This is a genomic window from Catellatospora sp. NPDC049111, from assembly GCF_040648615.1.
Lineage (GTDB): Bacteria > Actinomycetota > Actinomycetes > Mycobacteriales > Micromonosporaceae > Catellatospora > Catellatospora aurea.
The window spans coordinates 117,334-134,116 of record NZ_JBEZEB010000023.1 but is presented as its reverse complement, the minus strand read 5'-3'; the positions used below and the strand labels follow the sequence as shown (position 1 = coordinate 134,116).

18 protein-coding genes are annotated in these 16,783 nt (G+C 71.4%); 10 read left to right on the top strand and 8 right to left on the bottom strand.

Annotated elements, in window-relative coordinates:
• Positions 1 to 91: 91 nt before the first annotated feature.
• The 4 genes from AB0B66_RS27365 to AB0B66_RS27350 all read right to left on the bottom strand — a co-directional run bounded on the left by AB0B66_RS27365 (position 92) and on the right by AB0B66_RS27350 (position 1,955).
• On the bottom strand, positions 92 to 538 hold the full coding sequence (locus tag AB0B66_RS27365) for a hypothetical protein (RefSeq protein WP_360535283.1): 447 nt from the start codon (positions 536 to 538) through the stop codon (positions 92 to 94).
• Positions 539 to 547: 9 nt separating this feature from the next.
• On the bottom strand, positions 548 to 1,021 hold the full coding sequence (locus tag AB0B66_RS27360; protein WP_360535281.1) for a hypothetical protein: 474 nt from the start codon (positions 1,019 to 1,021) through the stop codon (positions 548 to 550).
• A gap of 254 nt (positions 1,022 to 1,275) precedes the next feature.
• Complete coding sequence (locus tag AB0B66_RS27355) at positions 1,276 to 1,593, bottom strand: helix-turn-helix transcriptional regulator (RefSeq protein ID WP_360535279.1); 318 nt, start codon at positions 1,591 to 1,593, stop codon at positions 1,276 to 1,278.
• The gene (locus AB0B66_RS27350) at positions 1,590 to 1,955 is read right to left on the bottom strand and encodes a type II toxin-antitoxin system RelE/ParE family toxin (RefSeq protein WP_360535277.1); all 366 of its coding nucleotides are present in this window, start codon (positions 1,953 to 1,955) and stop codon (positions 1,590 to 1,592) included. The genes AB0B66_RS27355 and AB0B66_RS27350 overlap by 4 nt, the downstream gene beginning before the upstream one ends.
• Before the next feature lie 279 nt (positions 1,956 to 2,234).
• Here AB0B66_RS27350 and AB0B66_RS27345 point away from each other — a divergent pair, with 279 nt between their 5' ends.
• The 6 genes from AB0B66_RS27345 (at position 2,235) to AB0B66_RS27320 (ending at position 9,319) form a co-directional block, all read left to right on the top strand.
• On the top strand, positions 2,235 to 5,693 hold the full coding sequence (locus tag AB0B66_RS27345; RefSeq protein ID WP_360535275.1) for a lamin tail domain-containing protein: 3,459 nt from the start codon (positions 2,235 to 2,237) through the stop codon (positions 5,691 to 5,693).
• A gap of 123 nt (positions 5,694 to 5,816) precedes the next feature.
• On the top strand, positions 5,817 to 6,410 hold the full coding sequence (locus AB0B66_RS27340; RefSeq protein ID WP_360535273.1) for a hypothetical protein: 594 nt from the start codon (positions 5,817 to 5,819) through the stop codon (positions 6,408 to 6,410).
• Entirely contained in the window at positions 6,407 to 6,640 is a 234-nt protein-coding gene (locus tag AB0B66_RS27335) for a hypothetical protein (RefSeq protein ID WP_360535271.1), read from the top strand. The genes AB0B66_RS27340 and AB0B66_RS27335 overlap by 4 nt, the downstream gene beginning before the upstream one ends.
• A 64-nt stretch (positions 6,641 to 6,704) precedes the next feature.
• Positions 6,705 to 7,250 (top strand): RNA polymerase sigma factor, encoded by a 546-nt coding sequence (locus AB0B66_RS27330; RefSeq protein WP_360535269.1) that lies wholly within the window; start codon positions 6,705 to 6,707, stop codon positions 7,248 to 7,250.
• Complete coding sequence (locus AB0B66_RS27325) at positions 7,247 to 8,218, top strand: CU044_5270 family protein (RefSeq protein WP_360535267.1); 972 nt, start codon at positions 7,247 to 7,249, stop codon at positions 8,216 to 8,218. Before AB0B66_RS27330 ends, AB0B66_RS27325 begins: the two co-directional genes overlap by 4 nt.
• A 216-nt stretch (positions 8,219 to 8,434) precedes the next feature.
• Positions 8,435 to 9,319 carry a hypothetical protein gene (locus AB0B66_RS27320; protein ID WP_360535265.1) on the top strand — a complete coding sequence of 295 codons (885 nt, stop codon included), beginning with the start codon at positions 8,435 to 8,437 and terminating at the stop codon, positions 9,317 to 9,319.
• 107 nt (positions 9,320 to 9,426) lie between these two features.
• Here the strand turns inward: AB0B66_RS27320 and AB0B66_RS27315 are convergent, their stop codons facing one another.
• The 4 genes from AB0B66_RS27315 to AB0B66_RS27300 form a co-directional block, all read right to left on the bottom strand.
• Entirely contained in the window at positions 9,427 to 10,095 is a 669-nt protein-coding gene (locus tag AB0B66_RS27315; RefSeq protein ID WP_360535263.1) for a lysophospholipid acyltransferase family protein, read from the bottom strand.
• 14 nt (positions 10,096 to 10,109) lie between these two features.
• A complete protein-coding gene (locus AB0B66_RS27310) occupies positions 10,110 to 10,685 on the bottom strand; it encodes a TetR/AcrR family transcriptional regulator (RefSeq protein WP_360535261.1) in 576 nt (191 codons plus the stop codon).
• Positions 10,686 to 10,808: 123 nt separating this feature from the next.
• Positions 10,809 to 12,047, bottom strand: coding sequence for a lipocalin-like domain-containing protein (locus AB0B66_RS27305; protein ID WP_360535259.1), 1,239 nt, complete (start codon positions 12,045 to 12,047; stop codon positions 10,809 to 10,811).
• Between the two features lie 265 nt (positions 12,048 to 12,312).
• Positions 12,313 to 12,852 carry a dihydrofolate reductase family protein gene (locus tag AB0B66_RS27300; protein WP_360535257.1) on the bottom strand — a complete coding sequence of 180 codons (540 nt, stop codon included), beginning with the start codon at positions 12,850 to 12,852 and terminating at the stop codon, positions 12,313 to 12,315.
• Between the two features lie 264 nt (positions 12,853 to 13,116).
• Between AB0B66_RS27300 and AB0B66_RS27295 the strand changes: the two genes are divergently transcribed.
• The 4 genes from AB0B66_RS27295 to AB0B66_RS27280 all read left to right on the top strand — a co-directional run bounded on the left by AB0B66_RS27295 (position 13,117) and on the right by AB0B66_RS27280 (position 16,780).
• Entirely contained in the window at positions 13,117 to 14,562 is a 1,446-nt protein-coding gene (locus tag AB0B66_RS27295; RefSeq protein WP_360535255.1) for a cellulase family glycosylhydrolase, read from the top strand.
• Between the two features lie 164 nt (positions 14,563 to 14,726).
• Complete coding sequence (locus AB0B66_RS27290) at positions 14,727 to 15,725, top strand: aldo/keto reductase (protein ID WP_360535253.1); 999 nt, start codon at positions 14,727 to 14,729, stop codon at positions 15,723 to 15,725.
• Between the two features lie 115 nt (positions 15,726 to 15,840).
• A complete protein-coding gene (locus tag AB0B66_RS27285) occupies positions 15,841 to 16,179 on the top strand; it encodes an RNA polymerase-binding protein RbpA (RefSeq protein ID WP_120319291.1) in 339 nt (112 codons plus the stop codon).
• 106 nt (positions 16,180 to 16,285) lie between these two features.
• Entirely contained in the window at positions 16,286 to 16,780 is a 495-nt protein-coding gene (locus AB0B66_RS27280) for a GNAT family N-acetyltransferase (protein WP_360535251.1), read from the top strand.
• Positions 16,781 to 16,783: the final 3 nt, after the last annotated feature.

Here is a 16,783-nt window from a genome sequence, read left to right as displayed (position 1 = left end):
CCAACCCGCAGCCATTCGTATGGAGAAAGTCTGCCGAGGAAATCCTCGACTCCCTCGCCAGATATCTACAACGGATTTCCGGCGCAGCACACTAGCCCGTCCTGCCTTCGCCGCGCCGGGTGCGGCGGATCCGGATCGCCCGGTCGGCGAGCTCGTCGACGGCCGCGCCGATCTCCGGCGGCAGCCCGCCGTCGCCGCAGCAGGGCGGCTTGGTACGCGGGTCCGTCGGCGGCTTGACCCCGGCGAGTTCGTACAGCGCCGCGTACACGTCGGCACCCGGGTCGGCCTCGTCGTGCCGTCCGATCAGGAGCACGCATGCCTGCCTGCCGGACCGGAACGCGACCACGATGCGCAGGTCGCCGACGTGCTTCACGCACAGGTGGTCGAGCGGGGCCCCGCCGGTGAGGCGGTAGCCGAGCGCCGCGCAGCCCTCCGCTTCGAGGTGGCGCAGGAACTGTGCGACCTGCTGCTGCTGGCGGCTGCGCAGGCCGTCGAACTGCTGCTCGGCGCGGGGGGTCCAGTCGAGGGTGACGGGCACGTGACCTGCCTAGGCCGGGCTCTGCCGCGTACGCGCGAGCAGCTCGTGGACGTCGATGGCCTTGCCCTCGCCGCGCTGCATCTGCGCGAGGCTCTCCCGGAGGTCGTCGCGTTCCAGCAGCGCGGTGTCCTCCAGGTAGCGCCATACGGCGTCGAGCAGCCCTCGGGTCTGCCCGGCCCGGCGCAGGTCTTTGACCAGGTGCCATACCTCATGGAAGCGGCGCGGTTCCAGTCGCGGCTGCCCGTTGACCTGCACGATCGCGAAGACGCCGGCGCGGGCCCATTCCCGTACCGTCGGCTCGCTGAGGTCGAGCAGCTCGGCCGCGATCACCGGCCGGATCGGTTCGCAGGTGGCCAGCCACTGCCGGGCGACGCGGAGCAGCCGCGCGCGCCGGTCGTCGTCGAGCGTGCGGGCGATGTCCTCCAGCTCCTCCACGGAGGAGAGCAGTTCGGCGATCTTCTCTCGGTCGGACGCGACAGTCACGGCTGGCTCCTGCCCCTCGCTGCGAGCCGGTGCTTACGAGTATGACCCAAGAATCCACAAGCCGCCGCCGTCGGCTGGTAGTCCCGGCGCGTGTAGCCCGAGATCGTTCGAGTTGCCCGGCACCTGTGCGTATCTTGACCCGCCTTACGCCCAGTTGCCGGGCAAGTCGAACGATCAAGGTGAGGGATGCGCCCGCACTGATGCGCAGGGGTGAGCGAGAAGACGGAATGGGTCTCAGTTGGTCAGTGGGCTGGTCAGGCGACCGCGGCGATGTCTCCGTTGTCGAAGTAGATCGCCTGGTGCAGCCGCCCGCCCAGGGCTGTTGCGAATCGCGCAAGGACTTCCTGCCCGGAGATGTGGCCCTGCTCGATCTGCGAGACGCGACCCTTGGTGACGCCCATCCGGTCGGCAACCTGCTGCTGAGTCAGCCCGCGGGCGCGGCGCAGCTCGGCGAGGCGGTGTCCGAGCACCTCGTTGAGCAGCTCCTGCTTACCGGCCTGTATCGCTTCCTCGCCCCCGGCGCGCTCGACATGCTCGGCGCGGACCTCGCTCCATCGGCTGTATTCGGTCACCGTTGGCCTCGTTCCTGTTCGGTGCGTTCTTTCAGATAGATCTCGTAGCGGTGCTCCGCCAGCGGTATGGCTTCGCGATACCAGGCGTTCCACTGGCCGGATTTGTCGCCGGCGACCAGCAGGATGCTCGAACGCCACGGGTCGAAGGCGAACAGGATGCGCACTGTCCCCGGTCGCAGCTCCTTCAGGTTGGCGAGGGTCGAGCCGTGGATCGTGTCCACCAGCGGGCGGCCCAGCCCGGGGCCGGATTCGGCGAGTGCGTCGATGGCCTGCACCACGCGGGCGAGAGTCGCGTCGTCCAGTGCCGCGATCCAGTCTCGTACCTCGTCAACGAGGTAGATCTCCCACTCCGTGTCCGGCATGGGAGGCAGTATAGCTTCTACTATACCTTGGGGCCGGCCCCCGATGCGGCCCGTGTTGTGCTGGGGCGTTGCACCAACCCCACTGAGCATGTTGGCGATCGGCCTGTTGCGGCCGCGGATCAGCCGGAGGGCTGATGTGCAGGGGGACGGCCCGGCATTCCTCGGAGGGTCGGCGCTGGTGTTCGCCGCGTGTTCAACTGGCGGTCGCCGGTGTGCCGGAGGCTGCGGCGAGGAGCGCTGCTCCGCGTGCCCTCACCGCCTCCGCGACAAGGACCCAACGTGCGTACACCTCGGCAAACAAGAACGCGGCTGGCCTTCGCCGCGCTCTGCGCCGCCGCTCTGCTGATCCCCGGTACGCCGGTGTCGGCGCAGGAAGCGGCGTCGGTGCGGATCAACGAGATCGAGTCGAACGGCGGCTCGCCCGGCGACTGGGTGGAGCTGGTCAACACCGGTTCCGCCGACGTCGACGTGTCCGGCTGGACGGTCAAGGACAACGACGACACGCATGCCTTCGTCCTGCCCGCGGGCACGCTGCTCGCCGCGGGCGGCTATCTGGCCGTCGACGTGGACCCGGTGTTCGGCCTGGGCGCCGCCGACTCGGCCCGCCTGTTCGCCGCGCACGGCACCCTCGTCGACAGCCACTCCTGGACGAGCCACGCGAGCACGACCTACGGTCGCTGCCCGGACGGCAGCGGGGCGTTCGCCACGACGACGACCTCGACGCGGGCCGCGGCCAACGACTGCTCGGCTCCGAACGCGACCGCCGTGAAGATCAACGAGGTGGAGTCGAACGGCGGCACCCCGGGCGACTGGGTAGAGCTGGTCAACACCGGTTCCGCCGCGGTCGACGTGTCCGGCTGGGTGGTGAAGGACAACGACGACACGCACGCGTACGCGATCCCGGCCGGCACCGTCATCGCCGGTCGCGGGTTCGTGGCCGTGGACGTCGAGGTGTCCTTCGGGCTCGGCGGCGCGGACTCGGCGCGGCTGTTCCAGGCCGACGGGTCCACGCTCGTCGACTCCTACACCTGGACCGCGCACGCCGCGACCACGTACGGGCGCTGCCCCGACGGCAGCGGCGCGTTCGTCGCGACCAACACCTCGACCAGGGGCGCGGCCAACGACTGCGGGACCGCCGCGGCGGCGGTGCGGATCAACGAGGTCGAGTCCAACGGCGGCACCCCCGGCGACTGGGTGGAACTGGTGAACACCGGCGCGACGGCCGTGGACGTGTCCGGCTGGGTGTTCCGCGACAACGACGACACCCACACGGTGACCGTCGCGGCGGGCAGCACCCTCGCCCCGGGCGCGTTCCTGGCCCTGGACACCGAGCCCGCGTTCGGCCTGGGCAGCGCGGACTCGGCGCGGCTGTACCTGTCCGACGGCACGACGCTGGTGGACACCTACAGCTGGACCGCGCACGCGGCGACCACGTACGGCCGGTGCCCGAACGGCACGGGGGCGTTCACGACCACCACGTCCTCGACGCGCGGCGCGGCCAACGACTGCGGCGCGCCGGTGCGGATCAACGAGGTGGAGTCGAACGCCGGCACGCCCGGCGACTGGGTGGAGATCGTCAACAACGGCGTGAGCACCGTGGACGTGTCGGGTTGGCTGGTCAAGGACAACGACGACACGCATGTGTACGCGATCCCGGCCGGCACGACCGTGGCCTCGGGCGCGTTCCTGGCCCTCGACGTCGAGACGGCGTTCGGGCTGGGCGGCGCGGACTCGGCGCGGCTGTTCCAGGCCGACGGGGCGACGCTGGTCGACGCCTACACCTGGACCGCGCACGCGGCGACCACCTACGGCCGCTGCCCGGACGGCACCGGTGACTTCGCGGCGACGACCGCGCCGACCAAGGGCGCGGGCAACGCCTGCCCCGGGCAGGTCCCCGCGGCCGTGTGGCCCGGTGGGGCCGAGGTGACCACGGCCGACGCGGCGAACCTGTTCGGCGGCAACATGAGCGGGCTGGCGTACCAGGACCAGGGTGTGCTGTGGGCCGTCAAGAACGGGCCGGGCACGCTCTACCGGCTGGTGCGCGACGGCGCGGCCTGGACCCCGGACCCGGCCGGCGGCTGGGCCGCGGGCAAGGCGCTGCACTACGCCGACGGCACCGGTGACCTCGACGCCGAGGGCGTCACGCTGACCGCGGCCGGGCCGTCCGGCGGCGTGTTCGTGTCGACCGAGCGCAACAACGCCGACAGCGGCGTCAGCCGCCCGCGCATCGTGCGCTTCGACCCGGCGGCCGCCGGGACGGCGCTGAACGCCACGATGGCCTGGGACCTCACGGCAGACCTGCCGCCGGTCGCCGCGAACAGCGGCATCGAGGGCATCACCTGGATTTCGGACGCCTACCTGACCGCGCACGGCTTCGCCGACGAGCGCACCGGCAAGGCCTACGACCCGGCCGCCTACCCCGGCCACGGCGACGGCCTGTTCCTGGTGGGCCTGGAGGCCAACGGTCAGGTCTACGCGTACGCACTGGACCAGGGCAGCGGCGCGTACACCCGGGTCGCGGCGTTCGCGAGCGGCTTCCCGGCGGTGATGGACCTGGTGTTCGAGCCGGAGACCGGGCATTTGTGGGCGGTCTGCGACGACACCTGCCAGGGCCGCACCGCGACCCTCGGCGTCGACGCGTCGGGCCGGTTCGCGGTCGGTGCGGTGTACGAGCGCCCGGCCGGGATGCCGAACTTCAACAACGAGGGCTTCGCCATTGCCCCGCAGTCCGCGTGCGTCGCCGGACGCAAGCCGGTGTACTGGTCCGACGACAGCAACGACGCCGGTCACGCGCTGCGCGGGGGCACCCTGCCCTGCACCGACCTCGACGCCGACGACGACGGCATCGCCGACGACGCCGACCCGCTGCCCGCCGACCCGGGCAACGGGACGTTCTCCGACGACGACGGCACCTCCGGCCGGATCCTGGACCGGGCGGGGCGGTCCGTGTCGATCGCGGACACGGCGGGCGGTGTGCTGGTGACCGTCGGCGCGGGCACCGCCCCGGCCCGGGTCGCGCTCGACGGGGGCACCGCGGCGATCGCGCTCGGCGAGGGTGCGTACGTGCTCGGCGGCACCGGCTCCGTCACAGTCCTCGGCGGTGAGCCGGCGGTCGCGACGGTGGCCGTGCAGGGAACAGCGGTCACGGTGACGGTCGCGGCCGGCGGCTGGGTCTCCTATCCGGAGGTCACGGTCAAGTCGGGGCTGGCGGCCCTGCTCGGCATCCGGTCGACCGGCGGCGTCACCGTCGCCGCGGCGGGCGTGCCGCAGGACCTGTGCGCCGCCGTGCAGAACGTGCTCGTCGGCTCTACCCGCAACGAGACGATCAGCGGCACCGAGGGTGCCGACCTGATCCTCGGCAAGGGCGGCAACGACGTCGTGAACGGCAACGGCGGCGGTGACTGCGTCGTCACCGGCACCGGCAACGACGTGGTCACCACCACGAGCGGCGACGACCGGGTGGACGCCGGCGGCGGCAACAACGTGGTCGGCACGGGTGAGGGCGGCGACGTCGTACGCACCGGCTCGGGCAACGACGTGGTCAACGCCGCGGGCGGCGACGACCGGGTCGAGGCGGGCGACGGCAACAACACCGTCAACAGCGCGGCCGGGGACGACGCCGTCACCACCGGCAGCGGCAACGACGTCGTGGACTGCGGCGCGGGCACGGACACCGCCCACGCGGGACGCGGCAACAACGTCAACTCCGGCACGCGCTGCGAGGCTTTCGGCGTCTGAGCGTGTCGGCGGCTCCGCCCACGCTGCCGGCAGCGTGGGCGGAGCCGTTTTCGCATACCCCGAGCTGCGCGGATGGCGATGCCGTGCCGCCGGCGGGTGGCGCGGGTTGCTACCTTGTCCGGCGTGAATCTTGGTCGGGGTCCCAGCGTGGCGGTGGTCCGCGGTCCCGACGACGATCCGTTCGCCGAACTGCCGGGAGCCGTCGCCCGCCGTCGCCGCAACGGCCGCAGATACCTGTTCCTGCTGCTGGCCGCAGTCCTGCTGGGACAGGGCGGCTGGACCGCGCTGCACGTCACCTACACCCCGGAACCGGGCCCGCAAGCCGTCTGCCCCATGCTGCGGCCGGAACTGCTGGACATCGCCCTGCCCGATCGTGACCTGGTCCAGGACGGCAACGACCGGACCGAGTCGGGATTTCTGGGCGCGACTTGCACCGTGCGCGGCGGCTCGGGCGAGCTGTGGATCGGCGTGACCCGGGTGGGCCGGGCCGGCGGCGACAGCCCTTCGGCGAACCTGGAACTGCTGCACGGGTGGGTCGGCGACGTGCGGCAGGTGCCGCTCGGCGACGAGGCCGTGCTGGCCGGCGACCGGCTGCTGCAGATCCGGCACGGCTCGTATGCCGTGTGGATCCGGTACCTCCCGAACGGGGACGTCGCGCCCGCGGCCGCAGGGCAGGTCGTCGTCGCGATCGGGCAGGAGGTGCTCTCGCAGCTGTGAAGACGATGTCGGCTTGGTGGGAGTGGCAGCGCGGCTGGAAACTGGCCGCCCAGCTCACGGCGGTGGCGGTCCTGGCCGGTGCCGCCTACGTCGGGGCCGGGTACGCCGGCTGGCTGGTGGGCCAGGGGCAGGCCCGGGTCGAGGTGGCGATCCTCGACAGCGGCATGCGGCGGCCGCCGCGACCCGAGCTGCCGCCGAACCCGTTCAGAACTCCGCCGGCGCCGCGGTAAGAATCGGGCTCCTGGGCGCACTACCTGGTGACGGAACACCTTCACGGCGAAGGAGAAGGAGCCAGTGACCCATGACGAGCCGAGCAGGCGGTTCACCGCCATCTACCACCGACATCATCGCCAGGTGTACGCGTACGCGGTGAGCCGCGCCGGACGCACCCTGGCCGACGACGTCGTCGCCGACACCTTTCTGGTGGCCTGGCGCAGGCTGGAGGCCGTGCCCGAGGGGCCGCTGCCGTGGCTGCTGGGCGTGGCCCGCAACGTGGTCCGGGAACGCTTCCGCGACGACGTACGCCAAGCGAGCCTGGCCATGGAACTACGTGCCTGGGTCGTGGAGGCCGACGCCGATGTGGCCGACGGCGTCGCCGACCGCGCGGCGATGCTGGCCGCGCTCGCGGGACTGGGCGAGGACGACCGGGAGGCGCTGACGCTGACCGCCTGGCAGGGCCTGTCCGCCAGGGACGCCGCCCGGGTAATCGGCTGTTCGTCCGCGGCCTTCTTCGTCCGCCTGCACCGGGCCCGCAAACGCCTGGAACAGGCCATGACCGATACCGCGCCGGTCGACCGCCGCCGCCCTGTCCGCCTCACCGCCCAGGAGTACTCCCGATGAGTCACCGCGACACACTGCGGGCCCTGACCGCGGCCCGCCCGAACAGCCTCGACCCGACCACACCACCCGCCGACCCGATGACGATCATGTCGTACCCCCAGGAGGAGACCGTGTCCCGCACCGCCCGCCGGCCGGTCGGCCGCCTCGTGCTCGCCGTGGGCCTGCCCGCCGTCGCGCTGGCCGTGACCGGCGCGATCCTGCTGAACAACGCGTCCGGGACGGTCCCGGCGGTCACCCAGCAGCCCACCGGCGCCCCGGCTGCCAGCGCCTCCGCCGAGCCGCCCACCGACGCGGGCGGTGTGCTGCTGGCCGCCGCCTTGGTCAGTGAAACCGTGGCCGCCTCCGACGGCGACTACTGGGTGCTGCACTCCGAGCACGGTGAGGGCTCCCGGCGCAGCCAGGACCAGATGTGGCTGGCCGCGGTGGAGGGCCTGCCGTCGAGCGCCTACATGCGCCGCGCCGACGGGTCCTGGGCTCCCCGCCCGATGCAGGGGCACACCGCGGCGAACAACTTCCTGCTCGCCGGAATGCCGCGTTCGGTGCGGGAACTGGCCGCGCTGCCGACCGACCCGGCTCAGCTCAAGCGGGAACTCCTCCGCTGGCACGACGTCAACGACGGGGAGGCGGAAAGCGCCCAGGAGTTCCTCTTCTACGCCGGTTTGGGGCTCGTCATCGACCTGCCCGTCAGCCCGCGGGTGCGCGGGGCGGCGTACCGGATGCTGGCGGAGCTGCCCGGGGTGACCTCGCTCGGCCGGGTCACCGACCAGCGCGGGCGCACCGGCGTCGCGATCGCGGTGACCCGGCAGGGCGACTTCACCAAGGCGCAGACCCGCCTGATCGTCGACCCGCAGTCCGGCAAGGCCCTGGGCAGCGAAACCTGGGTCCGCGGCCGACTGTCGAGCTGGATGGTCCTGCTCGACGCCCGCTGGGCCGACGCCCCGCTCCCCGACGCCTCGACCCTGAGCTGACCCGCCCGCAAGATCGTCGCGATCTTGGCGGTTCTCGGGCGATCTCGCGGGCGAGTCGAGTGGCGCGACCTTGATTCGGGTCGCGCCGCTCGTGCGCGGTGGGCCAGTGTCGGTCGATCGGCCGGGCAACACTGGCCGTGGCGGCGCTGCGACCGGGTGCGGACATTCAGTAGCGTCTTCGTCCGGTACTGCCTCCACACCGGACTGGGGAGCGACGTGACGCTGCCACTCGATCCTTCGCAACGGCCCACGCCGGTCGCGCCCGCCCGCCCGGCCATGGGCTGGTGGCGGCGGCACCGGGTGCTGCGCAACTGGCTCGGCGGCGTCGCCTCGGCGGTGGTCGTGTCGGTGATCAGCGGCGTGGCGCTGGCGTACCTCACCCCGAGCGCGGACACCCCCGGCGGCACCCCGCCGACCTCGGCCGCCGCCGACGAACTGCCGTTCAGCCTCGACGTGCTCTCCCGCGGCGACTACTGCAAGGCGTACGTGGTGAACGCCGATCCGGGCGAGCTGTCCAGCCCACACCGGGTGATGGATCCCGAGTCGCGCCTGCCGCCGGCCGATGACGAGGTCGCCGAGTGGATGCAGCGGGTCGAGGCGATCCCCTCCGAGGGGCGCATCCTGCTCACGCTGCAGGGCAGCACGTCCAAGACCGTGGTGCTGCAGGACCTGACCATCGAGGTGGTCGAGCGCGGCCCGGCGATCGAGGCGACACGGCTGTACTACCCCGACTCCGGCTGTGGTGCCAACGAGTCTCCCCGGCTGTTCAAGGTGGGTCTCGACGACGCCAACCCGCGGCCGGTCCCGGTGCCGGGGACGGACGCGGCGGGCAAGGAGATCCCGGCGGTGTCGTTCCCGTTCAGCGTCTCCGAGTCCGACCCGGAGATCTTCGTCATCACCGCCGAGCCCGGCCGCTGCGACTGCACCTGGCGGCTGCGCCTGCGCTGGACGAGCGCGGGACGCAGCGGAACCCTGGTCATCGACGACCACGGCCGGCCCTTCCGCACCGCGGCCGTCGTCGACACGAACGCGCGCAAGTACGTGGCGCACTCGCTGAAGGGATGTCCGGGCGGACTCGCCTGGTGCGAGGAGGGCGCCTGAGCGTCAGGCGCCGGCATGAACAGGCGGACCGGCCGGTCCTGCCGAGCATGCCCGCGCCACGGCCACCGGCGCGACCCGGTTTCCCGGCATCCGGGTCACGGGCGCGCCTACGGGTTCAGCGACAGGTCGTTGAAGTCGTCGGCGGTCTCCTGGCCGGACAGGGCCTGGATGGCGGCCATGATGTCGTCGGTGGCCTGGCGGCGGGCCCGGCCGACGCTGATGCCGGGCTGCGGGGTGAAGCGCAGCGGCGCGCCGAAGCGGATGGTGACCCGGCCGGGCCGGGGGAGTGTCGCCCCGACCGGCTGGATGCGGTCGGTGCCGAGCACCGCGACCGGCACCACCGGCGCGCCTGAGGCCAGCGCGAGCCAGGCCACGCCGGTGCGGCCGCGGTAGAGGCGGCCGTCGCGCGAGCGGCTGCCCTCGGGGTGGATGCCGAACGCGCCGCCGCGTTCGAGCACGCCGAGCGCCAGCTCCAGGGACTCCTGGGCGGCCCGGTGCCCGCCGCGCCGCACCGGGATGGCTTCCAGCCCGGTCATCAGCTCGCGGACGAGGCGGCCCTTGAACCCGGTGCCGGTGAAATACTCCGCCTTGGCCAGGAACGCGACCGGACGCGGTGTCATCAGCGGGATGATGAAACTGTCCAGGAACGACAGATGGTTCGCGGCCAGGATGACCGGGCCGTCCAGCGGTACGTGCTCGCGGCCTTCGACGCTCGGCCGGAACGCCACCTGCGACAGCGGCGTGAGGATCATCCTGGTGATGGACTGGATCGACAAGTGTCCTCCGGTGGTCAGGCCGGGCCCAGGTGGGCGTCCAGCGCGGCGCGCAGCAGCGGGTCGACGTCGTCGGTCTGCACCGTCATCTGCAGGCTGCCCCACAGCCACAGCTGGGCGATGCCGTGCAGGTTGGCCCACAGCGCCCCGGCGACGACGACGGGGTCGGGTCCGGTCAGGCCGTGCCGGGCGCGGGTGACCAGGTCGACGAGCACGCCGAACAGCTGGCGGCTGGCGTCGCGCAGCCCGATCTGGTTGCCGCGCAGCAGCTCGTGGCGGAACATCAGCTCGAACATGCCACGCTGGGTGCGGGCGAAGTCGAGGTAGGCGCGGCCCAGGTCGAGCAGGCCGGCGCGGGGGTCGGCGTGCGCGCGCAGCCCGGCGATGCGCCCGCCGAGGTCGTGGTAGCCGACCTGGGCGATGGCGGACAGCAGGGACAGGTGGCTGGGGAAGTAGCGGCGCGGCGCGCCGTGCGAGACCCCGGCCCGCCGGGCGATCTCGCGCAGCGTCAGCGAGCCCGGCCCTTCGCGCGTGAGCAGGTCAACGCCCACCTCGACCAGGCGGGCGCGCAGCGTGCTGTCCTGATCCGGCATAGACACTGTCTACCAGACCGCGTAGACAGTGTCTATCACCGCGCCCCGGTAAGGAAGGGCACCTTCCACAACGCATGGCGATGTGAAGGTGCCCTTCCTTACGCGGATGCGTCGGCAGCGGGTTCAGGAGGGCTTCGGCTTCGGGGTCTGCTGCTGGCCCGACAGCAGCCCGAACTGGGCGTTGTCGAGGGTGCCCTTGCCGGTGACCCGGTAGCCGGGGCCCATCGTGCCCAGGCTCAGCGCGATCTCGGCCTCGTTGCGGATGTACCAGCGCTTGCGCGGGGCCTTCTCGCGGGAGGCGGGCAGCACCGAGCCGGTCTGGTTGACGTACGGCCGTCCGGGCACCATCCGGTCGGTCGCCGACATCGTCACGATCGCCGAGTTCTCGCCGGTGTAGTTCCACTGCACCTCGGCGAAGTCGTCGTCCTCGCCGGTCTGCATCTCGGTGGCGTTGAGCGTGTCGTCGTTGTACGCCGCCACCAGCCGTTTGCCCGCCTCGGTGTCGTCGATGAGCAGCACCGTCAGGTCCGTCGAGTCGTACTTGCCGCGCAGGTGGATGTCGCGGGCGAGCACCGAGTAGCGGTCGGCGACGCCCATGCCGGTGCGCCAGCGGTCCACGAACTGCGGCAGTGGCAGGTTGCCCCAGGTGTGGTCGTGGTAGCCGGTGCCGATGAACTCGCGCTTCTCGTTGTAGAACACGATGTGGCCCTGCGCCTTGCCCGACGGCACCGCGGCGAACCACGCCTGGTACTGGTCGGGCCCGCCCAGGTAGACGTGGCCGGTGCCGGGCCGGAACGGGGCCGCGGTGCTGGTCAGGTCGAGGTTGAGGGTGATGTCGTTGGCGGTGCCGCGCAGTTGGTAGCTCTTGAGGTCGCCGGTGAGCGTGAACGGGCCGACCTTGACGTTGCAGCGGTCCTTGTCGCTGGCGAACTCGTCCCAGCTGTACGTCTGGAACACGCTGAACTCGTTGCCCCACGGCGTGGTGATCAGCAGGTTCACCGCCGGACGCCGGTCGGATTCGGCGGTCAGGCCGTCGCCCGGGCGGGTCTTCAGCGTGAACGAGACCACGATGCCGTCGTCGCCGGTCAGCTCGGTGTGCCACCACTCGTACGTCCGGGGGTCGGTGTTGGTGTCCGCGGTGCGGAAGCCGTCCTCCCAGGCGTAGAACGTGTCGGGTTTGAGGTTGAGCAGCGCGTAGTCGTTCGGCGTGGTGCCGTAGCGGTTGAGCGTCGGGCCGGCGGCGGGCGGGGCCGGCGGCGCGGACCTGCTGCACGCGGACAGCCCCGGCAGCGCGACGAACGACCCTGCTGCCAGCGCCCGTAGCGCCGTGCGGCGGGAGAACCTTCCGGAAGCCTCACTCATCTTGCTCGCCGTCCCATCACGCCGCAGCGCCGGCCTTTCAGGTGGTTCACCCTATTGCCCTGGTTTGCGTAATGTAGCTCGTGTTCGCCCTGCTCGTGGGTGAGATCGCGAACCTGGCCTTCCGGGCGACCGTGCCCGCCGCGCCGCGGTGCGAGCGCCGAGCGAGGCGTGGGCCACACCAAGGTCATCCGACTTGCCGGGCACGTGGGCGAAAGCGGGCTCAAGATATGCACACGTGCCGGGCAAGTCGGATGATCAAGGGGGGTCAGCGGGGGACACGGAGCCAGATGTTGGTGCAGGTGGGAGTGTGGGTCACGCTGAGTTGTTCCAGGCGGGTGCCGTCGCCGCCGGGGCGGTCGAACAGGCGGGTGCCGTCGCCGAGCAGCGTCGGGACCACGTGGATGAGGACCTCGTCCAGCAGGCCCGCGTCGAGGCAGTCCTGGGCGATGGCCGCGCCGATCAGCACCGCGTATCCGTCGCCCGCGGCGGCCTTGGCGGTCGCGACGGCCTCGGCCAGGTCGTCGACGAAGATGTACTCGGGGTGGGGGTCCTCGGGGACGTCACGGGTGTAGACGAGTTGCGGCCCGGTCCAGGCGCCGCCGTACACGCGGCCTTCGGCGGTGGGTCCTTCGCCGGTGGGGCCGAAGTAGGTCCGGTGGCCGATGAGGACCGCGCCGATGCGGGACAGCACCTCGTCGACGGCGGGGTTCGGTCCCTCGTATCCGGCCATCCAGGACATGTCCGCGCCCGGTCCGGCGACGAAGCCGTCCAGCGACATCGTGATGTGCCAGAGCACCTTGCCCATGCGTTTCCTCCCGTGGATGCGCGTCGTCCTGCGTCGTGCCGGACCGTACATCCGATCACGACGGGCCGCATTTCTGAAAGTTTCAGTGCCTCTGCGGCGATATGAGGCGTCGATGGATGGATATGTTGCGAAGGGATTACCGGAGCCTTAAGCTCTGCTCGATGGGAGCGCTCCCGGTCTCTGGCCAGGGCGTTTGCGGCCCCCCGTTGCCCGACGGGGAACACTCCGGCGCGCGCCCACCCCGATCCCGACGAAAGGCTCGTCATGAGACTCCTCCCGCGCGCGTCCCGGCGCGCCCTGATCGCGGCCGGCGCGATCGGCGCGCTCGCCATGGGCGTGACGATCGCGCTGCCCGCGGTAAACGCCATGGCCGCCAGCGGCTGCGCCGTCACGTACACCACCAACCAGTGGCAGGGCGGCTTCACCGCCAACATCACCATCAAGAACCTCGGCGACCCGATCAACGGCTGGACGCTGGGCTTCACCTTCCCGAACGGCCAGCAGGTGACCCAGGGCTGGTCGGCCACCTACACCCAGAGCGGCGCGGCGGTCACCGCCAGGAGCATGGACTACAACGGAACGCTTGCCACCAACGCCTCCACCGGCATCGGCTTCAACGGCAGCTGGACCACCGCCAACGGGACGCCGACCTCGTTCACCCTGAACGGCACCGTCTGCACGGGCTCCACGACTCCCAGCTCGCCGGCCCCGAGCAACTCGGCGTCGCCCCGGCCGTCGGTGTCGCCCTCGCCGAGCCCGTCCCAGCCGAGCGGGACCCCCGTCTCGATCAACGGGCAGCTGCACGTCTGCGGTGTGAACCTGTGCAACCGGTTCAACCGCCCGATCCAGCTGCGCGGCATGAGCACGCACGGCATCCAGTGGTTCGCCAACTGCTACAACGACAACTCGCTGAACGCGCTGGCGAGCGACTGGCAGGCCGACCTGCTGCGGGTGTCGATGTACGTGCAGGAGCAGGGCTACGAGACCAACCCGGCCGGGTTCACCAACCAGGTGAACAACCTCGTCGAGGAGGCCACCGAACGCGGCCTGTACGCGATGATCGACTTCCACACGCTGACCCCGGGTGACCCGATGTACAACCTGGACCGGGCGAAGACCTTTTTCGCCGCGGTGTCGGCGCGGCACGCGGCCAAGAACAACGTGATCTACGAGATCACCAACGAGCCCAACGGCGTGAGCTGGTCCACCATCAAGAACTACGCCGAGCAGGTCATCCCGGTGATCCGGGCGAACGACCCGGACGCGGTGGTCATCGTCGGCACCCGCGGCTGGTCGTCACTGGGCGTCTCGGAGGGCGGCAACTCCACCGAGATCATCAACAACAAGGTCAACGCGACCAACATCATGTACGCGTTCCACTTCTACGCCGCCTCGCACAAGGACAACTACCGCGCCGAGGTGGAGCGGGCGGCGGCCGCGCTGCCGATCTTCGTCACCGAGTTCGGCACGGTCACCTACACCGGCGGCGGTGCGGTCGACGCGTCCAGCAGCACCGCCTGGCTGGACATGCTCGACCGTCTCAAGATCGGGTACGCGAACTGGACCTACTCCGACGCGAACGAGGGCAGCGCCGCGTTCAAGCCGGGCACCTGCAACGGCAGCCAGTACGCGGGCACCTCGGTGCTGACCGAGTCCGGCACCTTCATGCGCAACCGCATCCGCACCGCGGATAACTTCCCGACCAGCTGACCGTCTCCTCGCTGCGCTCGTCAACGGCATCTCCGAGCCTGTCGACTCGCTCGCTGCGCTCGCTCGTGCCCCGATCAGCGGCGCGGCCCCCTCGTGCTCGGCGAGGGCGCCGCGCCGTGTTTTCCGCTTGACCTGGAGCGCGCTCCAGCTTCTAGCGTGAAGGAATGAAGACGGTAGAACTCGGGCGCACCGGGCAGCAGGTCAGCCAGCTCGCCCTCGGCGCGATGATCATGGGAACCAGCACCGACGAGCCCACCTCCGTCGAGATGCTCGACCGGTTCCTCGACGCCGGCGGCAACTTCATCGACACCGCCAACTGCTACTGCTGGTGGGCACGGGAGGGCAGCCCCGGCGGGGAGAGCGAGGAACTGCTCGGCCGATGGCTGCCCGGCCGCCGGGACCGGGTCTTCCTCGCCACCAAGGGCAGCGCCATGGTCACCGACCAGGATGGCCTGTGGCGCGACGGGCAGCCCGACTGGCCGCTGGCCCGAACCCGGTTCGAGGGAGCCGGAGCGGGCACCTTGACCAAGGCCATCGACGACAGCCTGCGGCGGCTGCGCACCGACCACGTCGACCTCTACTACGTGCACGTCGACGATCGGGCCACCCCGCTGGAGGAGACCCTCGAAGCGCTCGCCGGCATCGTCGCCGCGGGCAAGGCCCGGTACATCGGCTGGTCGAACGTACGCACGTGGCGGCTGGAGCGGATCCGGCAACTGTGCGCGGCCAACGGCTGGCCCGCCCCGGTCGCCCTGCAGCAGCAGCACACCTACCTACGCCCGAAGGCGGGGCTGGACTCGGCCTCCATCGTGGACGACGAGCAGCTCGACTACCTGCGTGAGCACGACGACCTCTCGCTGGTGGCGTACTCGCCGATCCTCAAGGGCGTCTACGACTCGGCGGCCAAGCGGGACGGGCACTGGGCCATGGCGAACTACGAGGGCCCTGACGCACAGGCGCGGCTGGCCGCGGTCGCCGAGGTGGCCGCCGAGTTGGGCGCCACCCCGAACCAGGTGGTGCTGGCCTGGCTGCTGCGAGCCTCGCCGACGACGATTCCACTGGTGGGTCCGCGAACCTTGGCGCAGTATGAGACGGCGCACGCCGCACTCGACGTGGTGCTGTCGGACGAGCAGGCCGCGCGCCTGGACGCCGCCGGGGCCTGACGTGTCGGGTTGTCGCGCTGGTGCCGGACGCGTACTGTCGTCTGCCGCTGGGGAAACACGACGGGTGTGCGCGTCGTTGCGTCACCAGAGGCCATTTCAACTGTGAGGAGCTGGTATGGGCGAGCGCGTGCTGCGGGGAAGCCGACTTGGCGCCGTCAGCTACGAGTCTGACCGCAACACCGAGTTCGCGCCCCGGCAGACCCGTGAGTTCTCGTGCGTCAACGGGCACCGGTTCGAGGTGCCGTTCGCCGTGGACGCCGAGGTCCCTTCGACCTGGGAGTGCAAGTTCGACGGGGCCGTGGCGCGGCTGGTCGACGGCACCGAGCCGGAGCAGAAGAAGGTCAAGCCCCCGCGTACCCACTGGGACATGCTGCTGGAGCGCCGCTCGATCGAGGAGCTCGAGGAGATCCTGAACGAGCGGCTCGCCGAGGTCCGCACCAAGCGCGGTCGCTGACCCGACATCGCCGATGCCGGCGCCGGTCCCCGAGACCGGCGCCGGCATTCGTGTGTCCGGATAACCCGGGGCGGGGCAGCGGGCCGCTCGGGTAGCGTCCCGGCGCATGGGTGAACTGCAGCGCCTGACCGCCGCGCACGCTCCGGCGCTGCTGGCGTTCGAGACCGCCAATCGGGCCTGGTTCGCCCGGAGCATCGCCGACCGGGGCGACGACTACTTCGCGCACTTCGCGCAGCGGCACGCCGCGATCCTCGCCGAGCAGGCCGCCGGGCTGCACCACTTCCACGTCGTGGTCGACGCGTCCGGGGCGATCGTGGGCCGGGTCAACCTGGTCGACGTCGCCGACGGCCGGGCCGAGCTGGGGTATCGGATCGCCGCGAGCGCCGCCGGAAGGGGCCTGGCCACGGCGATGGTGGCGCAGGTCTGCGCGCTGGCCGCCGGTGCGTACGCGCTGACCGGGCTCACCGCCGTGACCACGCTCGACAACCCCGCCTCGGCCGCCGTGCTCCGGCGCAACGGCTTCATTGTCGACGGGCCGATCACTCTCGGTGATCGTTCCGGCATGCGTTACTTCCGTGACCTGGAGATCCAGCGGATTTGACGT

Coding starts and splice junctions, on each gene's coding strand:
- AB0B66_RS27350 (WP_360535277.1), bottom strand. CDS start 1,955: ATGCCGGACACGGAGTGGGAGATCTACCTCGTTGACGAGGTACGAGAC.
- AB0B66_RS27325 (WP_360535267.1), top strand. CDS start 7,247: ATGAGTCACCGCGACACACTGCGGGCCCTGACCGCGGCCCGCCCGAAC.
- AB0B66_RS27310 (WP_360535261.1), bottom strand. CDS start 10,685: ATGCCGGATCAGGACAGCACGCTGCGCGCCCGCCTGGTCGAGGTGGGC.
- AB0B66_RS27305 (WP_360535259.1), bottom strand. CDS start 12,047: ATGAGTGAGGCTTCCGGAAGGTTCTCCCGCCGCACGGCGCTACGGGCG.
- AB0B66_RS27300 (WP_360535257.1), bottom strand. CDS start 12,852: ATGGGCAAGGTGCTCTGGCACATCACGATGTCGCTGGACGGCTTCGTC.
- AB0B66_RS27295 (WP_360535255.1), top strand. CDS start 13,117: ATGAGACTCCTCCCGCGCGCGTCCCGGCGCGCCCTGATCGCGGCCGGC.
- AB0B66_RS27290 (WP_360535253.1), top strand. CDS start 14,727: ATGAAGACGGTAGAACTCGGGCGCACCGGGCAGCAGGTCAGCCAGCTC.
- AB0B66_RS27285 (WP_120319291.1), top strand. CDS start 15,841: ATGGGCGAGCGCGTGCTGCGGGGAAGCCGACTTGGCGCCGTCAGCTAC.
- AB0B66_RS27280 (WP_360535251.1), top strand. CDS start 16,286: ATGGGTGAACTGCAGCGCCTGACCGCCGCGCACGCTCCGGCGCTGCTG.